Origin of the sequence: Nostoc sp. KVJ20 (genome assembly GCF_001712795.1) — a bacterium.
GTDB lineage: Bacteria > Cyanobacteriota > Cyanobacteriia > Cyanobacteriales > Nostocaceae > Nostoc.
The window spans coordinates 118,152-141,456 of the sequence record NZ_KV757622.1 but is presented as its reverse complement, the minus strand read 5'-3'; the positions used below and the strand labels follow the sequence as shown (position 1 = coordinate 141,456).

The window sequence follows — 23,305 nt, the reverse complement described above, 5'->3', positions numbered from 1 at the left end:
AGGCAACAGGCAACAGTCAAGAAGGCTTATTAGTTCTACTGAGTTTTTTCAGAAATTAAATATGAGTCCTATATTGATTTTTGAACAAAACTCAGTACACCTTTATTCCTTCTTCCCAGTACCCAATCCCTAATCCCTTACCTCTACGAGTGATTCAGAAATCAAATCTGATTGCTATATAAATTAAATTGATTATGAATTATGGAAATGGAACACACCACCTATAAATTTTGGCGGTGTGTGATGGCTAATAATCATTAAATAGTCCCCGATAATACTATTGTGGCGTCACATATCAGAGAAATTTAATATTTATTTTATAGATAGGTTTTGCAGTAAAGAATAACCAGTGAACACTGATAAATGAATATTGGAGTTTCGTCAAAAGATGAAATCGATAATAACTAATGATTATTTAAATTCTTCCTCAAGCTGGAGACAAATGGCGAGACACCTGTCTTAATCTTCCTACTATGGAACTAGGAAAGCCACTGAAAATTTCAGATTTGATCCGTGAACTGCGGCAGCAGCTCGATCTCTCTCAGGAAAAGTTTGCAGCCAAGTTGGGAGTTTCTCTGCGAACAATCAATCGCTGGGAGAACGGATCTACAGTGCCTTCACAGATGGCACTAAAGCTAATTGAAGAAATGTTACAGAAAATGGGCGAACCAGGTAAAACACTAGTGAAAGAGTATCTCTCAAACGCGGAGCAACGGGAGGACTCTTAAGATGATGGTGAAAGTACCCGAAAAAATTTTGATGATGCGTTCTTGGTTCATAGCTTATGGTGTGATGATTGTGGCAGTTATAGCGGCGTTGCTGCTGACAAAACTGTTGCTGCCAGTTTTTGATCCGAGCGTATTCCCATTATTTTATGCTGCTGTGGCAGTCAGCGCTTGGTACGGCGGCATGGGACTTGGAGTGCTAGCGATCGCTCTTTCTGTGACAACTGCGCTATATTTTTTAATTGAGCCAATCTACTCCTTTGATTTCTTCAGCCAAAACGTTTTGGTAAGATTAACGACGTTTTCACTAGTATCCTTCTTAATTACCGCCCTTTCTTCAGAGTTGCAAACTGCTAGACGCAAGGCAGAGACAAGCCTAAAGTTGTTGCAAAATAGTGAGATGCGGTTTAGCCGACTGGCAGAATCTAACATCATTGGAGTGATTGTCACTGATGTGAAGAACGGCTCCATCATAGAAGCCAATGATGCTTTTCTGAAAATGGTTGGCTATAGGCGAGAAGATTTGTCCGCTAACCAAATGAACTGGCGCGATATTACCCCACCAGAGTATCTTCTTTTGAGTGAGCGTTCAGTGCAAGAACTGAAAACCACCGGAGTATGTAAACCCTTTGAGAATGAATATATCTGCAAAGATGGTACAAGAGTTCCCGTTTTGCTCGGTTCTGTCCTTGTGGGAGACACTGAAGAAACTGTTATTGGCTTCGTTATTGATTTGAGCGAACAGCAAGCTGCACTACGTGAACGCCAACAAGTAGAACAAACTTTGCGGGAGAAGGAGGAGCGACTGAGGTTAGCTAACGAGCGGTTTGAGTTAGCTGCATCTGCGGTAAACTGTCTGATCTATGACTGGAATATAGAAGAGGATACCGTTGAAAGAACCGATGGGTTAACCCGAATTTTGGGTTATTCTCTTGCTGAAGCTGAAGCAAATGGTAATTGGTGGCGCAAGCTTGTGCATCCAGAGGATTTGCAACGTGTAGAAAATGAGGCGGGAGTTGCTTTGGCAAATAGCGATCGCTATACTGCTGAGTATCGAATTCGCAACAAAAATAATCAGTATATCTATGTGTTAGATCAGGGGATAATAGTGCAGCGAGATGCTGATGGCAACCCACTACGCTTAGTTGGCAGCACTACAGATATCAGCGAACGCAAGCAAGCAGAGAAGGCAGTCCAAGCAAGTGAGGAGCGGCTTAGGAGTTTTGTGAAAGCGAATGTAGTTGGTATTCTTTTTAGTGATGTGAATGGTAATATCACTGAAGCCAATGACGAGTTTTTGCGAATTGTCGGCTATACCCAGGAGGATATCCAAGCAGGTAGATTACGGTGGACTAATATCACCCCATCTGAGTACCAATATTTAGATGAACTGGCTATTACCGAGGCAACAGCCAAGGGAACCTGTACTCCTTATGAGAAAGAATGTATTCGCAAGGATGGTTCTATTGTCCCAGTTGTAGTTGGTTACTCTCTTTTAGGAGAATCTCGACAGAAATCAGTCGCATTTATTCTGGATATTAGTGATCTCAAACAAGCTAAAAAAGCCCTGAGTCAGAGTCAAGAGCAATTCCAAGCTTTTATGGACAATATTCCAGCCGCAGCATGGATTACGAATGTAGACGGGCGTGTAGTTTACCTCAGTCCAACTTATTTGAGGACATTTGACTTAGCAGTAAATAAGGCGATTCATAAAAATATTTGTGAGCTATACCCAGCCCAAATCGCTCAACCTCTCCTCGATAACATTAGAATGGTTGCCGAGACGAATCAGGTTGTTCAAACGATTGAGTCTGCCCCACGCACAGATGGCACTCTCGGCGAATTTTTAGTCTATAAGTTTCCCATTGCCAATGCATCTGGGCAACGTCTAGTAGGAGGCGTTGCAATTGACATCACCGAACGCGAACGCGCCCTTCGGGAACGTCAGCTTGCAGAACAAGCTTTACAAGAGCGCAGTGAAAGACTCAAATTGCTCTCGGAAACAACTAGTGATTTGCTTTCAACTGAGCGCCCCTTGGATTTAATGAACAGCTTGTTTAGCAAACTCTCGGCGCAGATGGATTTGCACTTTTATTTCCACTATCTAATCGATACACACGAAAATAAGCAAAAACTTCGGTTAGTAGCTTGGAACGGCATTACTGATGAAGTATTTCAAGCAATTGAATATCTGGAATTTAATCATGGCATGTGCGGAGTGGTAGCACAAGAACGCCGTCAAATTGTCATCAACGATGTGCTGCACTCTACCGATCCACATGCCCACATTCTCCGTGCTTTGGAAATCACAGCTTATGCAGGTCAACCGTTAATTGCTCAAGGAAAGCTGCTTGGTGTCCTCTCCTTTGCCAGTCGCACCCGTACTCACTTTACTTCTGGGGAAATTACTCTATTACAAGCAACTTCTGATCAGGTGGCGGTTGCTCTGGAACGCGCTCAGTTAATGGCTTCGTTACAGCGAAGGAAAGAGGAATTGATCCAAGCTAATCGGATCAAAGATGAATTTTTGGCGGTTCTTTCCCACGAACTTCGCACGCCGCTAAACCCGATCCTGGGATGGTCGAAGTTACTGCAAACCAAAAAGTATGATGAAGCAACCACGACTCGCGCTCTCGAAACCATTGAGCGCAATGCCAAGTTGCAAACCCAATTAATTGAAGATTTGCTGGATGTCTCTCGGATTCTGCAAGGTAAACTTAGTCTGAATATTGCTCCTGTAAATTTGGCAACTGCGATCGCTTCAGCCATAGAAACTGTACGTCTAGCCGCTGAAGCCAAATCTATCAATTTGCGATTTACGATTTTAGACTTCGGCTACGCTCAGTCGAACGATTTTGGATTAGAAAATTCTCAAAGAAATTTAGAATCTATCGATTTTATCAAGCAACCTGACAATCTCAAATCTCAAATTCAAGTTGCGCTGGAAGCGCACCAGAGTGGCGACTCCAAATTTGTCGTAACAGGTGATTCCAATCGCTTGCAGCAAGTTATCTGGAATTTACTTTCCAATGCTATTAAGTTTACTCCCCAAGGTGGAGAGGTAGAAATCAGTTTAGAGTCTGTTGGTTCTCAGGTTCAACTGCGAGTCAGTGATACAGGTAAGGGAATTAGCCCTGACTTTTTACCTTATGTCTTTGATTACTTCCGACAAGCTGATGGCGCAACTACCAGAAAATTCGGCGGACTGGGATTAGGATTAGCTATTGTTCGTCACATCGTCGAGCTACATGGCGGCACAGTTAAGGCAGAAAGTTTGGGTGAAGAACAGGGAGCAACCTTTACAGTCATGCTACCGCTACTCAAGATTCATCCAGATAACCAGCAGATTGTCTCTCAACTGGATGATTCACCCGATCTAAATGGGTTGAAAGTTCTGCTTGTGGATGATGAGCGTGATACGCGAGAATTAATTGCTTTCATTTTGGAGCAGTCTGGTGCAGTAGTAATCCAGACTGCATCTGCGATGGAAGCATTAAGAATTATGCCTCAGTTCCGGCCAAATCTGCTGTTAAGCGATATTGGAATGCCGGAAGTAGATGGATATATGCTAATGCGTCAAATTAGAGCTATGTCACCAGAACTTGGCGGGAAAATTCCAGCGATCGCTCTCACTGCTTATGCCGCTGAGGTTGATTATCAACAAGCAATTGCCGCCGGATTTGGGCAGCATATCACCAAGCCTGTGGAGCCAGCTAAGTTACTCCGAGCGATCGCTAACCTAATTTATAGTTGTAGTAATTGTTAATTGAGAGACATAATTAAGTTTACAACTCGTTCCTTAACTTCATCTCGAACCCGACGAAAATATTCAATTGAGTGCCCTGCTGGATCATCAAGTTGCCAATCTTTAAACACATCTCTTAACACCCACTCTTGGGGTAAGTTAACACCACAACCACATAATGAAATCACAGCATTATAATCATCGGCGTTGAAATCACTTAAAGGTTTAGAAGTTTGATTGCTAATATCAATACCAATTTCTGACATCACTTTAACAGTGATTGGATCTATCTCATTTGGTGCTAAACCAGAACTTGTAACAGCAATTTTATTTTCTCCTAACGTTCTTGCAAATCCCTTCGCCATTTGGGAACGGCGGAAATTATGCGTACCAACAAACATTACTTTTTTCATAATTCCTCCTCTTTTTTATCAAACAGAATTCAGGAGTCAGGAGTCAGAAAACAGACATGAATTCTGCATAACTGGCGGATAGTGCAGCGTTGGAGAATAAGGACTAAAATCCTTACTACAAACTTGCTTACCCATAACTTTAAATTTGATAGACTACTACGGAAATCGTCAGAGGTAAAAGCCACCTCTGGCGATACTTTGCAATTAGATTTAGTCTAAGCACAACATGGCTTATTAACAGCCTTGACTACCCCTGTCGAATTAGCTGTAGTCACTAAATTCTTTTCTGGTGCTGTATCTCCCACCTTCACCACAAAAACTTCCCAGCGGTTCCCGTCTGGATCTGTTACCCAAACTTTGTCTTGCAAAGCGTAACAACAATCAGTATTATCCTCGGTAAATAATGCTAATCCTGACTCCGTAAACCTTTGTATAGCCGATCGCACTTCTTCTGTACTTTCAACTTGTATACCCAGATGAGACAATGCACCACCAGCTTTGACGCTAGGGGCTAAATTCAGTGTCAGGTTTAGCGCGGGGTTGGAAATATCAAATTTGGCATAGTCATCTTTATACTTCACAGGTTCCACACCAAACATTGCCCGATAAAATGCTACAGACTTTTCAACGTCAGTAACATTCAAAGCTACATGAGTTTTCAGAATTGCCATAATTTTGCTCCTTGTAAAATTTTTGAAAGATTACGAATTACGAATTAGCAATTAAACCGTGGATCTCGTAACGTTGCCTTTTCTGGCTCCCTTCGGAACCAAAATGCCGTTCGCTTACAAACTTCAACCAGCATCAACATTACTGGCACTTCGATTAAAACACCTACCACCGTAGCAAGTGCAGCACCGGAATTTAAGCCAAACAGCATTACAGAAGTTGCGATCGCCACTTCAAAATGATTACTAGCTCCAATTAATGCTGCGGGTGCGGCATCCTCATAAGATATATTCAGCTTCAATGCTGCCACATAACTAATCAAGAAAATAAAATTAGTTTGGATGAATAGTGGCACGGCAATTAATAAGATGTGCAAGGGATTGCTAACAATCAATTCACCTTTAAAAGCAAACAGCAAAACCAAAGTCATCAGCAAGGCAGTAATGGCAATTGGACTGAGATACTTTAAAAATCTTCGTTCAAACCATTCTTTCCCTTTGTTTTGAAAAATCCAATAACGGCTGTACATTCCTGCCACTAATGGCAATCCGACATAAATCAGCACCGACAACACAATCGTTTGCCACGGCACTGTCAAATCATTTGCCGCCAGTAACCACCTACCTAAAGGTGCATACAAAAACAACATCGTTAGAGAATTAACCGCCACCATTACCAAGGTGTGTCCCTGATTGCCGTAGGAAAGATAACCCCACAGCAGCACCATCGCAGTACAAGGAGCAATTCCCAGCAAAATCGTACCTGCAATGTAAGAATTAGCGATCGCAACTTCGTTACCACGAATTAATTCTGTGCCTGTAATTAAAGGACGAAATAACCAACCTAAGAAAAACTGAGAAAATACCACCATCGTGAATGGTTTAATCAACCAGTTCACCACCAAAGTGAGAATTACAGGTTTTGGGGCACGGATAGCATTTGCAGCTTGGGTGAAGTCAATTTTCACCATGATGGGATACATCATAAAAAACAGACAAACTGCAATGGGAATTGACACTTGATAGATACTCAACGCATCCAGCGTCACCGCTACCCCTGGAAATAATCTCCCTAGTCCAATTCCCGCCAAGATGCACAGAAACACCCAAACAGTGAGGTATCTTTCAAAAAAACTCAAATTACTCCCTGCTTGTGCTGTATTCGGCTGCGAATTCGTATTCATAGATATAAGCCTGAAATATTGTTGGAGAGATGAGGGGGATGAGGAAGATGAGAGGTAATGAGGAAGATAAAGAAAATAACCAATGCCCAATGCCCCATTCCCCATTCCCCATTCCCTAATCCCCATCTCCCGCTTTCCAAGCGATCGCTTTACTAGGTTGAGGATCAGGTAGCTTCAGAGTAATTAATGCTGCTGCTAGTACAAAGAACATGGATGTCCACAGACAGCCCACTAAACCGAAAAACTGATATACCAAACCTGACAAAACCGTTCCTGCTAATCGACCGCCAGAGTTTGCCATATAATAAAAACCAACGTTTAGCGCTACCTTGTCATCATCAGTAAATGCCAACACTAAATAAGAATGAACTGCTGAGTTTAAGGCAAACACGACGCCAAAAACCAGGAGTCCACCAACGATCGCAATATTTGCAGGTATACCTATTTGGAGAGCAAGAGCGATCGCAGCTGGAACTACTGTTAAAGTAAATGTCCAAAACTGGATGGTCTTTGATTGCGGTGGACGCCCAGAACCAAATCGCTGAATCAGTGTTGGTGCTAGGAACTGAATAACGCCATAACCAATTACCCAACAAGCCAAGAATCCACCAACCTGATAGAACGACCAGCCCAAGGTTCCACGTAAGAATACTGGCAATCCCACAACAAACCATACATCCCTAGAACCAAAGAGAAAGAATCGTGCCGCCGAGAGAATATTAATCTCTTCGCTCTTAGAAAACAGCTGGCTAAACTTGATTTTCTTCTTGATTTTGCCCATTCCTTTAGGCAGCATCAGCCCAGAAAACATAATCAGGGAAAGTCCCCCTGCCATAATCCACAGGGAATTGATGAAGCCAACCGCAGCCAAAAGAGCGCTACCGATAAAAAAGCCAACTCCTTTGAGAGCATTCTTAGAACCCGTCAGCACCGCCACCCATTTAAACAAAGATGATTGGGCATCCTGGGGTACTACCAATCGAATGGCACTTTTAGAACTCATCTTAGTCAAGTCTTTGGCAATCCCAGAAAATGCCTGTGCCACCATCACATAACCGACTGCAATCCACTGTGCCCAATTTGGATTGAGGAAGGACAGCATGACTAGAGAAAAAATCTGTAATCCGATGCCGCTATAAAGTGTTACCTTCAATCCGAACTGAGAACCAATCCAACCGCCTAAGAAGTTTGTGACAACTCCAAAGACTTCGTAGAACAAAAACAGAAAGGCAATTTGTATCGGGGTATAGCCAATTTGGTTAAAATATAGCAACACCAGCATTCGCAACGCACCATCGGTGAGGGTGAAACCCCAGTAGGCGAGGGTGACTAGGATATAGTTCTTGAAATTGGCGCTATGAGCTGTAGTAGAAGCCATGAGGGAGTGGGGAGATGAGGGGCAGGGGGAGCAGGGGAGGCAGGGGGAGCAGAGGGAGAAAATGCCCCATGCCCATTACTTTTTCAGACTCAGAGCTACTTTACGGGCGAGTTCAACCATCCGGTTGGCATAGCCCCATTCGTTGTCATACCAAGCGAGTATTTTCACTTGCGTCTCGTTTACCACCATTGTGGAGAGGGCATCAATGATGGAAGACCGAGGATCGTCTTTATAATCGATAGAGACTAAAGGACGTTCTTCATATCCCAGAATTCCTTTGAGCGGTGCTTGTTCTGAAGCTGCTTTTAATAAGCTATTAATTTCTTCTACGGTTGTGGGTCGCACAACTTCAAACACGCAGTCTGTTAAAGAAGCGTTGAGCAAGGGTACTCGTACTGCCAAACCATTGAGTTTGCCGTTGAGTTCGGGATAAATCAACCCGATCGCAGTTGCCGATCCAGTAGTGGTAGGAATCAACGATAGACTAGTAGCCCGTGCGCGGCGTAAATCCTTATGAGGGGCATCCACGATGGTCTGAGTATTGGTGTTGTCATGGATTGTGGTAATAATTCCATGCTTAATCCCCAAGCCTTCATGGATCACTTTCACGACTGGAGCCAAACAGTTAGTTGTACAAGAAGCCGCAGTTAGCAGATGATGCTTTTCCGGCTCATAAAGTTGATCATTAACTCCCATGACAATATTCAAGGCTTCTTCCTTCACCGGAGCAGCCACAATTACCTTCTGTACTCCCCGCTTAAAATATGGGTCTAAGGTGGCGGGAGTCCTAAACTTACCGGAGCATTCCAGCACAATATCAACACCCAACTCTTCCCAAGGGACTTCACCTGGTTGGGAATGTTCGCTAAAGCTTAAGGGTGTGCCATCAATGAGGATGCGATCGCCCTGTGCTTCTACTTCTGATGCCCAACGCCCGTGGACAGAATCAAATTTGAGCAAATGAGCGGCTGTTACTGCCCCACCTTTAATCTCATTGATATGAACAAACTCAAGTTCTGACCAACCCCAGGCAGCCCGCAAAGCTAGCCGTCCAATTCTGCCAAATCCGTTAATGCCAACACGTACTTTCATCAGTTTTCCTAAGTTTATTTAAATTAATGGGTAGCAGTAAACTGATTCCATAGTGCGTTTGTAGTAAGGACTTCAGTCCTTAATTCTTTAAGCACTAAAGTGCTTACTACAAACTTCTCAGAACTTTTTCGATAGACCACTATTACTTTTGAAAAAGTCAGTTTTTTTGAGTAAAATTACTACTTTTGTGGTGTCTTCAACAAATCACTAATTTGGAAGTTGATCTGCTCCTTACCTGCAAATACTGTTCCTTCTTTACCAGCTTGAAAGTTTTTTTCTGCCAATTCATAGGCTTCACTAGGTAAAGGCACATACCCAACCGAACTGGTTGTTATCGGTGCGTACTTGAGGTAATAATCTACAAATTCTTTGAGTTCTGGCTGATTTTGCAGAGATTGAGCATTAACATAAATCAACAAAGGTCGAGCTAATGGCTGATATTCAGCTTTTTCGACAGTTTCAGGTGATGGCAACACTGCTCCTTTGCCGCTATCAATTGCCAGAGGCTTTAACCGAGTTTTGTTGTCTTCGTAATAAGCAAGCCCGAAATAACCCAAGGCATTAGGATCTGTGCCGACTCCGCGCACTAGGGCGAGATCATCTTCACTGGAGATGTAATCAGTGCGGCTGGCTCTGGTTTTACCAACAATAGCTTCTGTAAAGTAATCAAAAGTACCAGACTGACCACCAGCACCATACAGGTTAATTGGTTGATCAGGCCAAGACGATCGCACTTGGTTCCAGCGAGTGATTTTTCCTTGGGCATTTGGTTCCCAAAGCTTTTTCAATTCGGCTACGGTAATATCTTTTGCCCAGGTATTTTCGGAATTCACCGCAACAGTCAGCGCATCAAAGGCAACGGGAAGCTCGATAAACTTAACACCATTTTTGTTACAAGCTTCTATCTCTGCTTTCAAAATGGGGCGCGAGGCGTTGCTGATGTCTGTCTCTTTGTTACAGAATTTCTTAAATCCCGCACTAGTACCAGAAAAGCTGAGGAGAACTTGTCCTTTGTACTGCTGCTTATTTTGTTGAAACTGGTTAGCGATCGCTTCGGTGATTGGATACACTGTGCTAGAACCATCAATCTTGATTGCCCTCACCTTTGTCGCATCACTGACTTCTGCAACCTTTGGCGATTGCTGAGTTGGAGTAGATAAATTAGATGTGGCTGTGCAACTAGTCGCAAAAGCCAACACTCCAAATACGAGAGCCAAATTCTTTGCTATTGCGTTCATTGACCTGGTAATTTTGAAAGTATGTTTATATCATTTCAAAAAAACTTGATGTGTCAATATCAAGCATAGCATGATACATAAAAATTCATCAAAAAAAGTTGATGCATTTATCACGGTTATGGAAAACAGGCAGAAAAAACAGTCAAAAGAATCATTTTCCTTAGTCCTCGGAGGCGGACTTTGCCTGTGTACCCGCGAATTTTCTTCGCCTTGGCTGCTATTAAACCGCAGGTTATGAGAAAATTTATAAAATTTAGAGAATGTTCTTGGAAGAGATCCCGTCGATTGAGTGATTTATGATATCAGAACTGCCAATAATTACAAGCGATCGCCTATTATTAAGAGCAGCGATCCATGAAGATATACCCCAAATCCTCAAATACTTCATTGATAACAAAACTTATCTCACTCCATTTTACCCTCTTTGGGCTGATGGGTTTTTCACTGAAGAATATTGGCAGTATCAGATAGAGAATAGTTTTCTGGAATTTCTCAATGGGCAATCGTTAAAACTATTTGTTTTCACCAAAAAAAATCCCACTGTAGTTATTGGAACGGTCAATTTTAGTAATTTTGTCCGAGGAGCCGCTCATTTTTGTTATGTGGGATATAGCCTTGCTGAAAGAAAACAAGGTAAAGGATATATGACAGAAGGGCTGAAATCTGCAACTCTATATCTCTTTCAAGAGTTAAATTTTCATCGGGTCATGGCTAATTACATGCCTCACAATCGGCGTAGTGGCAATGTACTTAAAAGACTTGGTTTTGTCATTGAAGGATATGCTAGAGACTATCTATTAATTAATGGGCAATGGGAAGATCATATTCTGACAAGTCTCATCAATCCTAATTGGCAAGCACCTAAATTTTAAAAAGAATTCGTAATTTAATTATTAGGGTTATAAATTCAAAAGTAAAAGACCATTTATAAAGTAAACCTTAAATTTCTAGATGCGTTCAAGCAGCGCATAACGCACCTAGAAATATGTTACGTTACGGCTAAATTAGGGTTTCTAAAATCCTCAAATTCTTAGAGATTGTTTGAAAAGTAGTATGTTGTGATTTTAATCGAATTATTACCCCCCTTAGTCCCCCCTTATAAAGTGTGGAAACAATAAAATCCAGTTCCCTCACGCCACATGCTTCAAGTCGGCGAAGCCGCCCAACGCAGTGGCTCCCCTTTATAAGGGGAGGGCTAGGGTGGGGTAAAAAATTTTATACATCAATCATGACTTTTCAAACATCCTCTTACATAGCCGTAACATACCTACTTAATATTTAATTTATAAATAGGCTCTGATTGTAGATCACAATATCATTATGTACTCTAGATTTTGATGGTAGCGCTACCATATTTTAGATATGGGTCGCTTTTTGCATCTATGCTGATGCTGAAGCCAGAGGTAGTATTAAGGGAAGAATGAATTAAGCTTTGCTCGTAATGACTCTGGCTGAAACTCCAAACTACAATAATTCTAGCAATCCTTTTCTCACCCTCAACTACGAAAGCGCCTTAGAATCTCTAGGCGATGACTACTATGATGAGGTTGCAGCAGCAGAATTTCCCCAACACATCCTGCGTTGGCGTAACGATGAACTATTACCCCGTTTCGGTCTAGACCCCCAAGTAGTCAAAGACGAAGATTTCATCACAGCTTTTGGCCGATTTCAGGGGCGCAAACCCTTATTGGCATTGCGTTACCACGGCTATCAATTTGGTGAATATAACGGACAGTTGGGCGATGGTAGGGGCTTTCTCTACGGGCAAGTACGCGCCAATGATGGCGAATTATACGATTTTGGCACGAAAGGTTCTGGAAGAACGCCCTACTCTCGTGGTGGCGATGGTTTGCTCACGCTCAAAGGTGGGGTGCGGGAAGTTCTGGCTGCGGAAGCACTGCACCACTTAGGTGTACGTACCTCGCGTTGTCTGACCATGATTGAAACAGGTTTACCCCTTTGGCGGAGCGATGAACCTTCACCGACTCGTTCATCTGTGATGGTTAGGATGAGTAGTTCTCATATTCGGTTTGGCACTTTTGAGCGACTACACTATTTCCAGCGCCCAGATTTAACTAAGAAGCTGTTAGACCACGTAATTGAGCAGTATTATCTACACTTAAGTGCTGAAGAAGATAAATATGCCCTGTTTTACGCCGAATTAGTTAAACGCGTTGCAGAACTAGTAGCTCAATGGATGGCGGCTGGTTTTTGTCATGCAGTTCTCAATACTGATAATATGTCCATTACTGGAGAGAGTTTTGATTATGGCCCTTACGCGTTTATCCCGACTTACAACCCATCCTTTATAGCTGCATATTTTGACTATTATGGACGCTATTGTTACGGTAATCAACCAAGTATTTGTAAGTTGAATTTACAAATGCTTCAGGAACCTTTAAAGGCGATTATTGCTCAAGGCGAAATGGAAGCTGTATTAGCTAGATTTGATGAGTATTATCAAGCTGAATACAGTTCTTTGATGTTGAAAAAGTTGGGTTTTGTGGAATTGCCAAATGCACAAGCTCAAGAACTCTTGAATCTAACGATTGAATTTTTGAAAGAGAGCCAAGTTGGTTATCACCAGTTTTTTTATGACATGGCTCACACTTTTTCATCTAAATGGCGAGATGAGCCAGGTTTTGTGATGAATAGTTCAGATATTGTACCAGTACCGGGTGCGTCAGGAATTTTTGATGATTGGTGCATACTATACCATAAAATTTTGAATGATCTGGACTGCGATCGCATCGATGTAATTGCCCAAACTCTAACTGTTCATAATCCCAAAACGGTATTATTAAGACCTGTGATCGAAGCTACTTGGGAAGCAATTACTCAGGAAGATAATTGGCAGCCTTTTTATGATTTATTGCAGCAAATAAAATCTAAAAAGTAGTCAATTCATAGCTATTTTATTCTTAATTTCTACAGAGTTATTAAGATTAAATTTTCTGTAATTGACACGATCAATAATCTCAGAAGAGACGTTGCAATGCAACGTCTCTACATCAGTTAAGCGCTATTTATACAAAATTGTGGGTTTTTGAGACGCGATAAATCGCCCAATACGTTTCGGTTAAGGCAAGAGACGCGATAAATCGCCGTCTCTACAAGTGTTTTGGTCTTATCTGAACTGTATTGAACTATAAACTGAATTTTATAAATATAAAAATCCCGATTTAATTGCGAGAAAATACGTAGGTTTTCTGTCAAATCTAAAAGTAAAATTTTATTCAGCTTTTGCGATTATAAATCACGTCTACACAGACTAAATCGAAAGTTCTGATGTTTTAAAGCCTGACTTCAGAATTCTTTTTGTCTGCGCTGGTTATTTTCAAATCAACGTAATTAAAGTTGGTTTGTATAGTAGCAAATTCTATTTTGCCAATCTTTTTCAAACTTATATAGCATCTAATAAAATCTAAAAAAATGAATCAGATATACATATCGTATGCATGGAAAGATAACCAGAGTGAATTAGGCAGACAACGCGAAGAATTGGTTGATAAAATTTGTGCTGCACTTGTTTCTGAACGTTACAACTTAATTCGCGATCGCAACTATTTAACACTAGGTAAGAGTATACAGCAATTCATGCAGGAAATTGGGCGTGGTAACTATGTAATTCTTGTAGTCAGCGAGAAATATTTGCGATCGGAATACTGTATGTTTGAAGCTGTTGAAATTATGAAACACAAGGATTATGAACAAAAAGTTTTTCCAGTTGTTCTACAAGATGCCGATATCTATACCAAAGAAGGCAAGATAGAGTACATAACATACTGGAAGCAACAGAGAGAAAAAATAGAAAAAATCATTAATTCAGAACTATTATCTCATGAATATTCAGCAATGCATAATATTGCAGCGAAAATTATAGAGATTTCAGAAAAAATTGATGAATTTATGTTTTTTATATCGGATAAATTAAGCATAAATCCAACTAATAACTTTAATGAATTTATCAATCAGCTTAATGATGCTATTAGAAATGATGCTGTTCAACTTAGAAGTAAAAAAAGCATTTTAGTTGCAGGAACAGGAAACTTTAATATTCCTAATGAAGTTAATTGGTGTACTCAAAAGCTTGGTGAAAAAATAGCAGAATATAACTACAACCTGATCACAGGTGGATGGGAGGGAGTAGATTATGTTGTAGCTGATAAGTTTGCTGAAAAAATAGCAGAAAAAAATATCCGCTTAACCGATAAATTAACCCACTTTGTTCCACAAGGAAAACAACCTGTATTTAAGGGTGGAAAAGTCGAATATACAGAGTCAGGTGTTAATGAATGGCTCACTTGTTTGCGACATTCAGATTTGGTTATTATTGTGGGGGGTGTTGGCGGAACTTATGAGACTTATCTGTATGCTAAACAAGAAAAAATTCCGGTGATTCCTATTGTATGCACTAATGGCGATGCCAAAAAAGTGTTTGACGAAATGCTGGCAAATTGGGATAGCAAATTAATGGGAAATATCTCACCGGAAAAATTCAAGTCGCTGAATCAATATATCAACAACCCATCAACAGCAGCAGATGTAGTAAATGATGTGATGGATATTGTTAACGAAATTATTTTTGCAAAAACTATGCTAAATCTCTAAAGGGTCAGGAGTCAGAATTCAGGAGTCAGAATTCAGGAGTCAGAATTCAGGAGTCAGAATTCAGAATAAATTTTTTTAACGGTGAACTCCTTTAAATGAGTAATGAGTAGATGAGAAATAGGTATTTACTCATTACTTATTACTTATTACTTATTACTCATTACTCCAGAATCACCGAGAAAGAAGGGTCAGTGAGTATGTCAACGAATCGCATAGCCGCTTTGCGTCTATTCTACTTTCCGAAGGAGTACCCGCAAAGGGTAGCTTTTTCTCCCAACTCCTAACTAAACTGTTGGGCATAAAACCGCGCATAGCGATTTTCTAAAGCTAATAATTCTTCATGGGTTCCCGATTCGACAATTTGCCCTTGTTCTAGAACTAAAATACGATCGCACCGCCTAACTGTCGATAAACGGTGGGCAATAATAAACACCGTCCGTTTTTCCATCAATCTTTCCAGCGCTTCCTGTACCAGTGCTTCTGATTCGGAATCTAATGCTGATGTCGCTTCATCAAGAATCAATATTTGGGGATTGAGGAGAACAGCACGAGCGATCGCAATTCTTTGTCTTTGTCCACCAGATAAGTTTACCCCACGTTCGCCTACCCAAGTCTTATAACCCTCTGGCAGTTGGCTAATAAATTGATGGGCATTAGCAATTTTCGCCGCCTCTTTCACTGCTTTTATGTCAAAAATATCTTGTCCAAAGGCGATATTTTGGGCAATTGTCCCGGAAAACATGATGGTTTCTTGAGGAACAATCCCAATTTGTCGCCGCAGACTATGCAACTTCACATCCCGAATATCAACATCGTCAATGAATATTTGACCAACTTCTGGGTCGTAAAAACGGGGTAAAAGATTCACAAATGTGGTTTTACCAGCACCAGAAGCACCCACAAGAGCGATCGCTTCACCTGGCGATACCAATAAACTGATATCTTTTAATACGGGTTCACCTGGTTTATAGGCGAAGGAAATATGACGATATTCTACTTTGCCATTGACTGGGGGGAGAGCGATCGCATTTATCTTTTCAATTACCGTCGGTCGAATTGCCATCAATTCAAAAACGCGGTCAACAGATGCTTCACCCTGCTTAAATTCGTTGTAGTTATTAGTAGTGTGACCAATGGGATCGATTAACAGCGCCGCCGCCGCCAGATAGCTGAAAAAATTTGCCACTGTCAAGTTGTTTTGGGAAATTTGCCACGCTCCCACAATCAGTAATGATAAGGCACTTAAGGCTTCCAGAAATCCGATGATCGGAATTTGAATCGCTTTGAGGCGTTCGGCTGAGTATTTTGCTTTCAGACTGCGTTCTGCTTCATGGCCAAAGCGGGCGATTTCGTAATTTTCGGCAGCAAAAGCTTGTACCAAACGAATACCGTTGAAAACTTCCGCCAGGATGGCTGATAAACCCGACACGCGATTTTGACTTTTTAAGGAATACTTGCCCAAGCGTTCACCAAACCAGCCGATTAAAATACCCATCAGCGGGGCAATTATGACTGTTGCGAGTGTCAGTTGCCAATTTAGGTAAACCATGTAAATTGGAATTGCTACCAACTGCAAAACGCAGGGGATAAAGTCGTGAAATACTTTATTTACAACTTCGCCAACACGGTCAACATCTTCTGTGAGGCGGTAAGATAAATCACCTGCTTTTGCCGTTTCAAAATAGCTGAGATTTAGCTTTTGAAGATGTGCGTAGACTTGCTGGCGGAGATGAAAAGCCACTCGCAAAGAAGCTTTCGCCATGTACATATCTTGTATAGACTGAAATAAGCCTCTGACAAGAAAGATTAAGGCACAGCTGCCAGTTATTTGAGCGATCGCTACTACATTACCTTCTGCAAAGGGAGTTGCCAATTTACCGGCAAGATTGATTAACACTAATGTCGCCAGTACGTATCCCAAGATACCAACAAGTCCCTTGGCGATGGTTTGCCACTGGAGTTGGATATAAGGCAACAGTTGCAAGTAATTAGAACGGGTTTTCAAGCTCGAAAGTCCACAACAGTATTTTCCTTTGTTTGACGCTAGCAGTTTTTAGTGAGTTTCTGAACAGTTAACTAATTAACGTGAGTTCGATGAACCTCTCCATCCCCAAAACGGAAAGGGAGGAGCAAGAAAAATTCCGCTTTTTGCTCCCCTCTCCGCGTCGGAGAGGGGCTGGGGGAGAGGACAAATAAGACTTGTCGAACTCACGTTCACTAATTAGTTACAAACTGTTTTAGCGTTGATCCTAGAGTTAATTAGTTCATAGGTACTAGATAGATCCATTTAATTGTGGTGTGACAGTTCTGGTGTGGAATCCCGGATTTAATCTTGTTTTGAATATCGCACCGCCCTCATCACCAACGCCGTCACAGGTAAAATAGATGTGCGCCAAGTCCCCATCCGCTAACCCCAGAACCCACCATGACACAAATCACCCTTTCCGATCTCCCCGAAACCATCCAAACCCTACTCAACCAAGCCCAAAAAACAGGCGAACCGCTCACTATTACCCAAAACGGTATCCCCTTCGCCATCATTTCCCCCATCAAGAAAAAATCCCTCCTGGAAACCCTTTCCACCCTTGAACCACTTGACGAAGACTTTGCCGACGTGGACGAGGGATTATTACCCTTAGATGATATTGAGTTTTCAAAACATACATTGTAAAAAATAGAATTGATAAATTAATCAAACTTAACAATCTTAAAGAGGCTTAATTATGAAAACCGAACACGAACGCGAACAATTAATCAAAGCTATCAACGTACTGCTAAACCAAGCTTACGACAGTACCCTAGATGAAATTCATGCACTACTTGAAAAAATCGAAGATGAAGAGGACGAAAACGATTTAAAAGCCTATCATGCTGCTAAAAGTGATCTAGAAAATAATAGTCTTATCGCATGGGACGATATTAAAAAGGAAATCGCTAATGAAAGAAAAAAGGACGTAGCGTGACTTACGAAATTAAATTTACCAAAGGTGCTAGAAAAATGTTTAAAAAATTATCTCAAGAATTACAAGATCGCATACAACCCAAAATAGATGAGTTGGCTATAGAACCACGTCCCAATGGAGTTAAAAAGTTACAGGGTGGAGAAAACACATATCGAATTAGAGTAGGCGATTATCGAGTTATATACGATATTTTCGATGATGTTTTATTGGTAAATGTTATAGATGTCGGACATCGTAGCAAGGTTTATAAAAATGAAAGTTGACAAAAAAATATTAGAGCTATCGCCTACAGTGTCTTCGCTATAAGTACTTAAACAAAATTAATTACACACAATTTAGTCATAAAACCATTATCCAGACTAAAAATTAGCCCCCTCCTTACTTCTAAGGAAAGAGCTAGACTAATCTTGAAATTTAATTACGAATTACGAATTACGAATTACGAATTACTTAATATCCGCCTTCTTCTTCGTATTCTGGCTGTCTTTCCTTGATTTTCTTGGGAATATTCACAGGTTTCGGCGCATCTTCCCAAGCATCGCCCTCTACGTCGTCATAATCATCGTATTCATCAACATAAGGCTTGCTGTAGGGCTGGGCTTCATACTTTAGCGGTTGCGGTTGTTGATATCTGTCGTTACCCGTTGCTTCACTCCAGTTATCTTCTTCCTCGTCTTCTTCGTATTGAATAGATTCATACTGCCGTGCCTTCATTACCTGACGCTGTGGCCTTTCTTCTTCCACATAGTCTTCTGTCCATTCTTCTTCCCGCGCTACTGGTTCGGGGGCGCGAACTTTTTGCCTGGGTGGCTGCAATGGCACTCCGCTAGGTAGTTGATTAGCTGGTGCAACTTGGCGCGGTGGAGTATAGCCGTATTCTTCTTGTTCATCGCGCTCCCAGGGGGCTTTACCGATACCCAGGCGCTCTAGTAAACCAACTGTCAACTGGTCTACCCGTTCTTCGGCTCCCTCAAACACAATCAACCGATTGGGGCCAGTGCTGACAATTTCATCTACTGAGAACTCATAAGTACTCACAAATTGATCGGGAATTTGGGGCAATCCTAAAGAAGCAATAACTATGGAGTTAAGCTTCCCGGTTTCGCCGTCGAACTTGAAGCCCCGAACTTTGCCTAGTACTTCACCTGTTTCTGTAATTACTTCCCAGTTAATCAGATTACTGAGAGATTCAACTTCGATATCTTCAATTACATCTTCGTTATCAACTAGGATGACATCACCAATCTGGCTGATGTTGTTGAGGTACATGTAGCGCGGTATGCCCGAAATAGAGATCAGGCTGTCTCGCAAACCAAGAGCCACAACCTCTCGCTGATCAATATCAACCCAGACTTGACTGATGATGCCTAGCCGCTTGCCGTTGTCGCGGGTAATCACCTGGGTATTTAATATGTCGGAACGCCTAATTATCTGTTCGGAGGTCATTCTATACCGAGTCCTGATCTCGAATCCGGTTTATCTATACACTATTATTAACAAAAACTCAAGCAGGTGTATTGGATGATTGTAACTTAATCCCCAAAACTTGAGTGTAAGCTCCTCGTGCTTGAGTAACGCCAATTGTGCGTTCGGCTGATTCTATCATCGGACGACGCAAACTCACAACTATAAATTGCGCTTGTTGTGACTGTTGTTTAATCATTCTAGCTAATCGTTCTACGTTTGCCCCATCCAAAAACATATCTACTTCGTCAAAGGCGTAAAAGGGCGATGGACGGTAGCGTTGCAGGGCAAAGATAAAGCTCAAAGCTGTAAGTGATTTTTCTCCCCCAGACATGGAAGCTAGGCGCTGTACGGGTTTGCCTTTGGGGTGCGCGACTAAATTTAGCCCACTGCTAAAGGGATCTTCGGGATTTTCGAGTTGCAAGAAGCCGTCACCGTCGGAAAGAATGGCAAAAATTGATTGAAAGTTTTCGTTGACAGCATCGAAAGCTTCTTTAAAGGCAAGTTGCCGCAATGTGGTAAAGTTTTCAATTCGTAAAAGTAGTTCGGTACGTTCCCCTTCTAGTGTTTCTAATTTTTGCGTGAGTTCTTGGAGACGGTTTTGAGTGCGTTCGTATTCTTCCAACGCCAGCATATTAACAGGTTCCATTGCCTGTAAGCGTTTAGTAAGCGATCGCAATTCTTTCTGCAATTCTTCTAAATCTACTTTATCTGGAACTTCCGGCAGTGGATTTGGCAATTCTGCTCCCACATCCCGTAACTGGCTTTGCAGTGCAATTAATTCCTCTCGCCGCTTCTCTTGGGTTTCTTTGAGTTTTTCGATTTCCCATTGCAATTGTTGTTGGCGCAAAAGATGCGATCGCACTTCCAGTTCTGTTGTGTCGCGTTTTTGTTTCTCTTCTCCCAAATTTTGCTCCATAACGCTGAGGTTGGCGCGGGTTTGGGTGATTTGATCGTCTATCGTTGTGATTTGGCTCAAGACGCGATGAATCGCGTCTCTACAAGAGGTTTGTTGGGTTTCGTATTCGGTGATTCGTGTTTCTGCTTCTTGGATTTTTTCTTGCAAACGTTGTTGCTGATTTTCTAAATTTTTTAATCTTTGTTCAGCTTCTCGTAACGTCGTTTCGCGTTGTTGCAATTGTTGCTCTTGAATTTTAATGGTTGCCTGGATTTGTTGCCATTCACTAGGAGTTTGAGATGCCTCTAACTCTGCTAAGGCGTGTCGTAATTGTTGCAACTTATTTTCTTGTCCCGGTAATTCCCGCTCTAAAATTTCTAATCGAGATTGAGCAGTGGTTAACTTTTGGCTGTTTTGGGCGAGTTGCGATCGCGTCCCCTGTAATTGCGCTGTCAAATTCTTAATATCTTTTTGCAACTGTTCTAATTGCAACTGCTGTTCGCGCCGCGCTTGACGCGCTTCGGTTAATTCCTGGGTGAGTTTTTTGGTTCTAGCTGACAAAGTAGCGATCGCTTCCGTACAACGCTCTAAAACCCGTTCAATGTCCACCAAGCGAGTTTTTAAAGCGATCGCTTCATCAGATTCCGCTGCTTCACCCGTACCAAACCGCAAGGCTGAACGATTGCTGTTGCTACCACCAGTCATTGCACCGCTGGTTTCTAACAATTCGCCGTCTAAGGTGACGATGCGATACAATCCTAAGTTTTTCCGCGCCGCCTCAAGGCTGGAAAAAACTACCGTATTACCGAAAACATAGCTGAAGACATCTTTATAACGGCGATCGCAATCGACTAAGTTCACAGCATAGTTAACGAAACCACTAGCAAAACGCAGCGTTGCATCTTGAGTAAATTTGGGGGCGTGAATTTTATTCAACGGTAAAAAAGTTGCCCTCCCTGCACGTTTCTGTTTGAGGAGTTCAATACCCGCTGCGGCGACACTATCATCTTCCACCACGATATGTCCCAAGCGTCCACCGGCAGCCATTTCCAAAGCTAGTTGATGGCGGGGTTCCACCTTTCCCAACTGCACAACTAAGCCACAAAGTCCAGGCATTCCCGATTGTAAAATGACTTTACTCGCTTGGGTTCCTTGAACTTCTTGCTGTGCCTGTGTTTGCGCCTCGATTTTATCCAACTGGCGTTGTTTTTCCCGTTGTTCAAAAAGTAACCGCTTTTGGGTTTCCTGTTGAATTTGCAGTTCTTGTTCTGTGGCTGAAAGATTTTGGGCTAAATTTTGGATGGGTTCGCTAGAGGCATTAAATTCCGTTTCAACTTGATTACACTCAGTTTGTTTTTCCGCTAACAGGGGTTCGTCGCGTTCAATTAACTGAGTTTGCTCGGAAATTAATTGCTGTAACTGATTATTGCGTTCCCGGAGTTGTGCTTGTTCGGTGCGTTGCGGTTCTAGGGTGTGTAGTAAAGCTTCAATTTGACGGTTGAATGCCGTTTGTTGCTGCACCCATGCTTCCGAAGCTGAGGCGATTTCGGCGGCGGCTTCGCGGGAGGTTTCTAAGGCTTGGTGGGCTTCATTTCTTTGGTGTTGGGAAGACGCGATGAATCGCGTCTCTACAATTTGGGTTTCGGCAATTTCTTCTAGGGAATGGCGGTGTTTTTGAATTTCTTGCTGAGTTTGAGTTAGACGTTTGGCAGTTTCCTGCGTTGCTGTTTGTAATTCTGTGAGTTGACGCTGGAGTTGTTTTCGTTCTGCTTCTTGGGTGGCGAGGGTGGATTGTACCGCTAAAAGTTCTTCTTCTCCCAATGCTTTGACATGGGCATTAAGTTCTTCTAGTTCAGCAGTTTTTTGGACGATTTCGGAATTGAGGTTTGTGAGTTGGGTAGTGAGTTCAGTAGAATTGCGATCGCCTGTTTGAATTTCGTGAACTAATTTTTCTTGTTGTGCTTGTAGCGATCGCCATGATAAAACAGCTTCCCAAGATTGCTTGGCCAGAAATTCCGTGCGGAGTTTTTGATATCTCTCAGCTTTAGCCCGATCTTGAGAAAGGCGATCGCGCTGTGCAGTTAATTCCGTTTCAATAATCCGACAGCTATCTTCCTTTTCCTTCACCTCATCTAAAGTTGATTTGGCTTGAATGATTTTGCGATCGAACGCCGCTACCCCAGCCAATTCATCAATAATTTCCCGTCGTTCCCGCGCATTCATCGAGATAATGCTGGTGACATCCCCTTGCAGCACCACGTTGTAGCCTTCAGGATAAACCCGTAGATTACTTAGTTCTCCATGCAACTCTGTCAACGTGCAAGGTACACCATTGATATAGTAATTCGATGTATAAGTCCCTTGGTGAGTAACTCGTAGCCTTCGAGTAACACTCCACTCTGCCGATTTTGGATTTTGGATTTTGGATTTTGGATTTTCTTCCCCTGCTTCCCCTACTTCCCCTACTTCCCCTGCCTCCTCTGCCTCCTCTGCCTCCCCTACTTTCTCACTCTGCACCTTTGCGTCTTTGTGTGAGATTTCATCCGACAAATCAAACGTTACAGTGACGCTAGCCTCAATAGAAGCGCGTCCCTTAGAGGTTTGGGTGTTATTTACCAAATCCGGGAGGCGATCGGCTCGCATTCCCTTAGAACTGGAGAGTCCCAGGCAAAAGAGCAGTGCATCTAAGATATTAGATTTACCCGAACCATTTGGCCCAGATATGACAGTACACCCCGGTAGCAAAGGGACAGAAGTAGTGCCACCGAAGGATTTGAAGTTCGTAAGTTCCACGCGCTTGATGTGCACCATAGGCGCTGGTTCCCTGGGCTAATGAAGAACAAGTGTATCAACTAATTAAGAATTCGCAAGAGGGTAAGGGGAAGAATTGGAAATTATAGTAGACGCGTTGCAGTGAGTCTGCAAG

Annotated in this window: 18 protein-coding genes; 8 read left to right on the top strand and 10 right to left on the bottom strand. The window is 42.1% G+C overall.

Annotated elements, in window-relative coordinates:
• The first annotated feature begins 473 nt into the window (after window positions 1-473).
• Window positions 474-728, top strand: a complete 255-nt coding sequence (locus A4S05_RS16770; RefSeq protein ID WP_069070934.1) for a helix-turn-helix domain-containing protein — start codon at window positions 474-476, stop codon at window positions 726-728.
• A gap of 1 nt (window position 729) precedes the next feature.
• A complete protein-coding gene (locus A4S05_RS16765) occupies window positions 730-4,491 on the top strand; it encodes a PAS domain S-box protein (RefSeq protein WP_069070933.1) in 3,762 nt (1,253 codons plus the stop codon).
• On the opposite strand, the gene arsC is transcribed toward A4S05_RS16765, so the two are convergent.
• The 6 genes from arsC to A4S05_RS16735 form a co-directional block, all read right to left on the bottom strand.
• Window positions 4,488-4,883, bottom strand: coding sequence for an arsenate reductase, glutathione/glutaredoxin type (arsC, locus tag A4S05_RS16760; RefSeq protein WP_084227134.1), 396 nt, complete (start codon window positions 4,881-4,883; stop codon window positions 4,488-4,490). The two genes, A4S05_RS16765 and arsC, sit on opposite strands and share 4 nt — an antisense overlap.
• A 215-nt stretch (window positions 4,884-5,098) precedes the next feature.
• Complete coding sequence (locus A4S05_RS16755; RefSeq protein ID WP_069070932.1) at window positions 5,099-5,554, bottom strand: ArsI/CadI family heavy metal resistance metalloenzyme; 456 nt, start codon at window positions 5,552-5,554, stop codon at window positions 5,099-5,101.
• Between the two features lie 44 nt (window positions 5,555-5,598).
• The gene (gene arsB, locus A4S05_RS16750) at window positions 5,599-6,735 is read right to left on the bottom strand and encodes an ACR3 family arsenite efflux transporter (RefSeq protein ID WP_069070931.1); all 1,137 of its coding nucleotides are present in this window, start codon (window positions 6,733-6,735) and stop codon (window positions 5,599-5,601) included.
• Window positions 6,736-6,850: 115 nt separating this feature from the next.
• The gene (gene arsJ / locus A4S05_RS16745) at window positions 6,851-8,113 is read right to left on the bottom strand and encodes an organoarsenical effux MFS transporter ArsJ (RefSeq protein ID WP_069070930.1); all 1,263 of its coding nucleotides are present in this window, start codon (window positions 8,111-8,113) and stop codon (window positions 6,851-6,853) included.
• Between the two features lie 75 nt (window positions 8,114-8,188).
• A complete protein-coding gene (locus tag A4S05_RS16740) occupies window positions 8,189-9,205 on the bottom strand; it encodes an ArsJ-associated glyceraldehyde-3-phosphate dehydrogenase (RefSeq protein WP_069070929.1) in 1,017 nt (338 codons plus the stop codon).
• A gap of 179 nt (window positions 9,206-9,384) precedes the next feature.
• On the bottom strand, window positions 9,385-10,443 hold the full coding sequence (locus A4S05_RS16735) for a PstS family phosphate ABC transporter substrate-binding protein (RefSeq protein ID WP_069070928.1): 1,059 nt from the start codon (window positions 10,441-10,443) through the stop codon (window positions 9,385-9,387).
• A gap of 296 nt (window positions 10,444-10,739) precedes the next feature.
• Here A4S05_RS16735 and A4S05_RS16730 point away from each other — a divergent pair, with 296 nt between their 5' ends.
• From A4S05_RS16730 to A4S05_RS16720, 3 genes are all read left to right on the top strand, one after another.
• The gene (locus A4S05_RS16730; RefSeq protein ID WP_069070927.1) at window positions 10,740-11,315 is read left to right on the top strand and encodes a GNAT family N-acetyltransferase; all 576 of its coding nucleotides are present in this window, start codon (window positions 10,740-10,742) and stop codon (window positions 11,313-11,315) included.
• Window positions 11,316-11,884: 569 nt separating this feature from the next.
• Window positions 11,885-13,342 carry a protein adenylyltransferase SelO gene (locus A4S05_RS16725; protein ID WP_069070926.1) on the top strand — a complete coding sequence of 486 codons (1,458 nt, stop codon included), beginning with the start codon at window positions 11,885-11,887 and terminating at the stop codon, window positions 13,340-13,342.
• 533 nt (window positions 13,343-13,875) lie between these two features.
• Window positions 13,876-15,054 (top strand): TIR domain-containing protein, encoded by a 1,179-nt coding sequence (locus tag A4S05_RS16720; protein ID WP_069070925.1) that lies wholly within the window; start codon window positions 13,876-13,878, stop codon window positions 15,052-15,054.
• Window positions 15,055-15,334: 280 nt separating this feature from the next.
• On the opposite strand, the gene A4S05_RS16715 is transcribed toward A4S05_RS16720, so the two are convergent.
• On the bottom strand, window positions 15,335-17,059 hold the full coding sequence (locus A4S05_RS16715) for an ABC transporter ATP-binding protein (protein WP_069070924.1): 1,725 nt from the start codon (window positions 17,057-17,059) through the stop codon (window positions 15,335-15,337).
• A 268-nt stretch (window positions 17,060-17,327) separates the two neighbouring features.
• Window positions 17,328-17,486, bottom strand: coding sequence for a hypothetical protein (locus tag A4S05_RS41675; protein ID WP_176727023.1), 159 nt, complete (start codon window positions 17,484-17,486; stop codon window positions 17,328-17,330).
• On the opposite strand from A4S05_RS41675, the gene A4S05_RS16710 reads away from it, so the two are divergent.
• The 3 genes from A4S05_RS16710 to A4S05_RS16700 are packed head-to-tail and all read left to right on the top strand — an operon-like array spanning window position 17,480 to window position 18,280.
• Window positions 17,480-17,725 (top strand): type II toxin-antitoxin system Phd/YefM family antitoxin, encoded by a 246-nt coding sequence (locus tag A4S05_RS16710; protein WP_069070923.1) that lies wholly within the window; start codon window positions 17,480-17,482, stop codon window positions 17,723-17,725. The two genes, A4S05_RS41675 and A4S05_RS16710, sit on opposite strands and share 7 nt — an antisense overlap.
• Before the next feature lie 52 nt (window positions 17,726-17,777).
• On the top strand, window positions 17,778-18,017 hold the full coding sequence (locus A4S05_RS16705; RefSeq protein ID WP_069070922.1) for a hypothetical protein: 240 nt from the start codon (window positions 17,778-17,780) through the stop codon (window positions 18,015-18,017).
• Window positions 18,014-18,280: a type II toxin-antitoxin system RelE family toxin gene (locus A4S05_RS16700; protein WP_069070921.1), complete on the top strand. Its 267-nt coding sequence runs from the start codon at window positions 18,014-18,016 to the stop codon at window positions 18,278-18,280. Before A4S05_RS16705 ends, A4S05_RS16700 begins: the two co-directional genes overlap by 4 nt.
• A gap of 187 nt (window positions 18,281-18,467) precedes the next feature.
• Here the strand turns inward: A4S05_RS16700 and A4S05_RS16695 are convergent, their stop codons facing one another.
• Window positions 18,468-19,463 (bottom strand): PRC-barrel domain-containing protein, encoded by a 996-nt coding sequence (locus A4S05_RS16695; protein ID WP_069070920.1) that lies wholly within the window; start codon window positions 19,461-19,463, stop codon window positions 18,468-18,470.
• Window positions 19,464-19,521: 58 nt separating this feature from the next.
• Window positions 19,522-23,190: a chromosome segregation protein SMC gene (gene smc, locus A4S05_RS16690; RefSeq protein ID WP_069070919.1), complete on the bottom strand. Its 3,669-nt coding sequence runs from the start codon at window positions 23,188-23,190 to the stop codon at window positions 19,522-19,524.
• Window positions 23,191-23,305 lie beyond the last annotated feature (115 nt).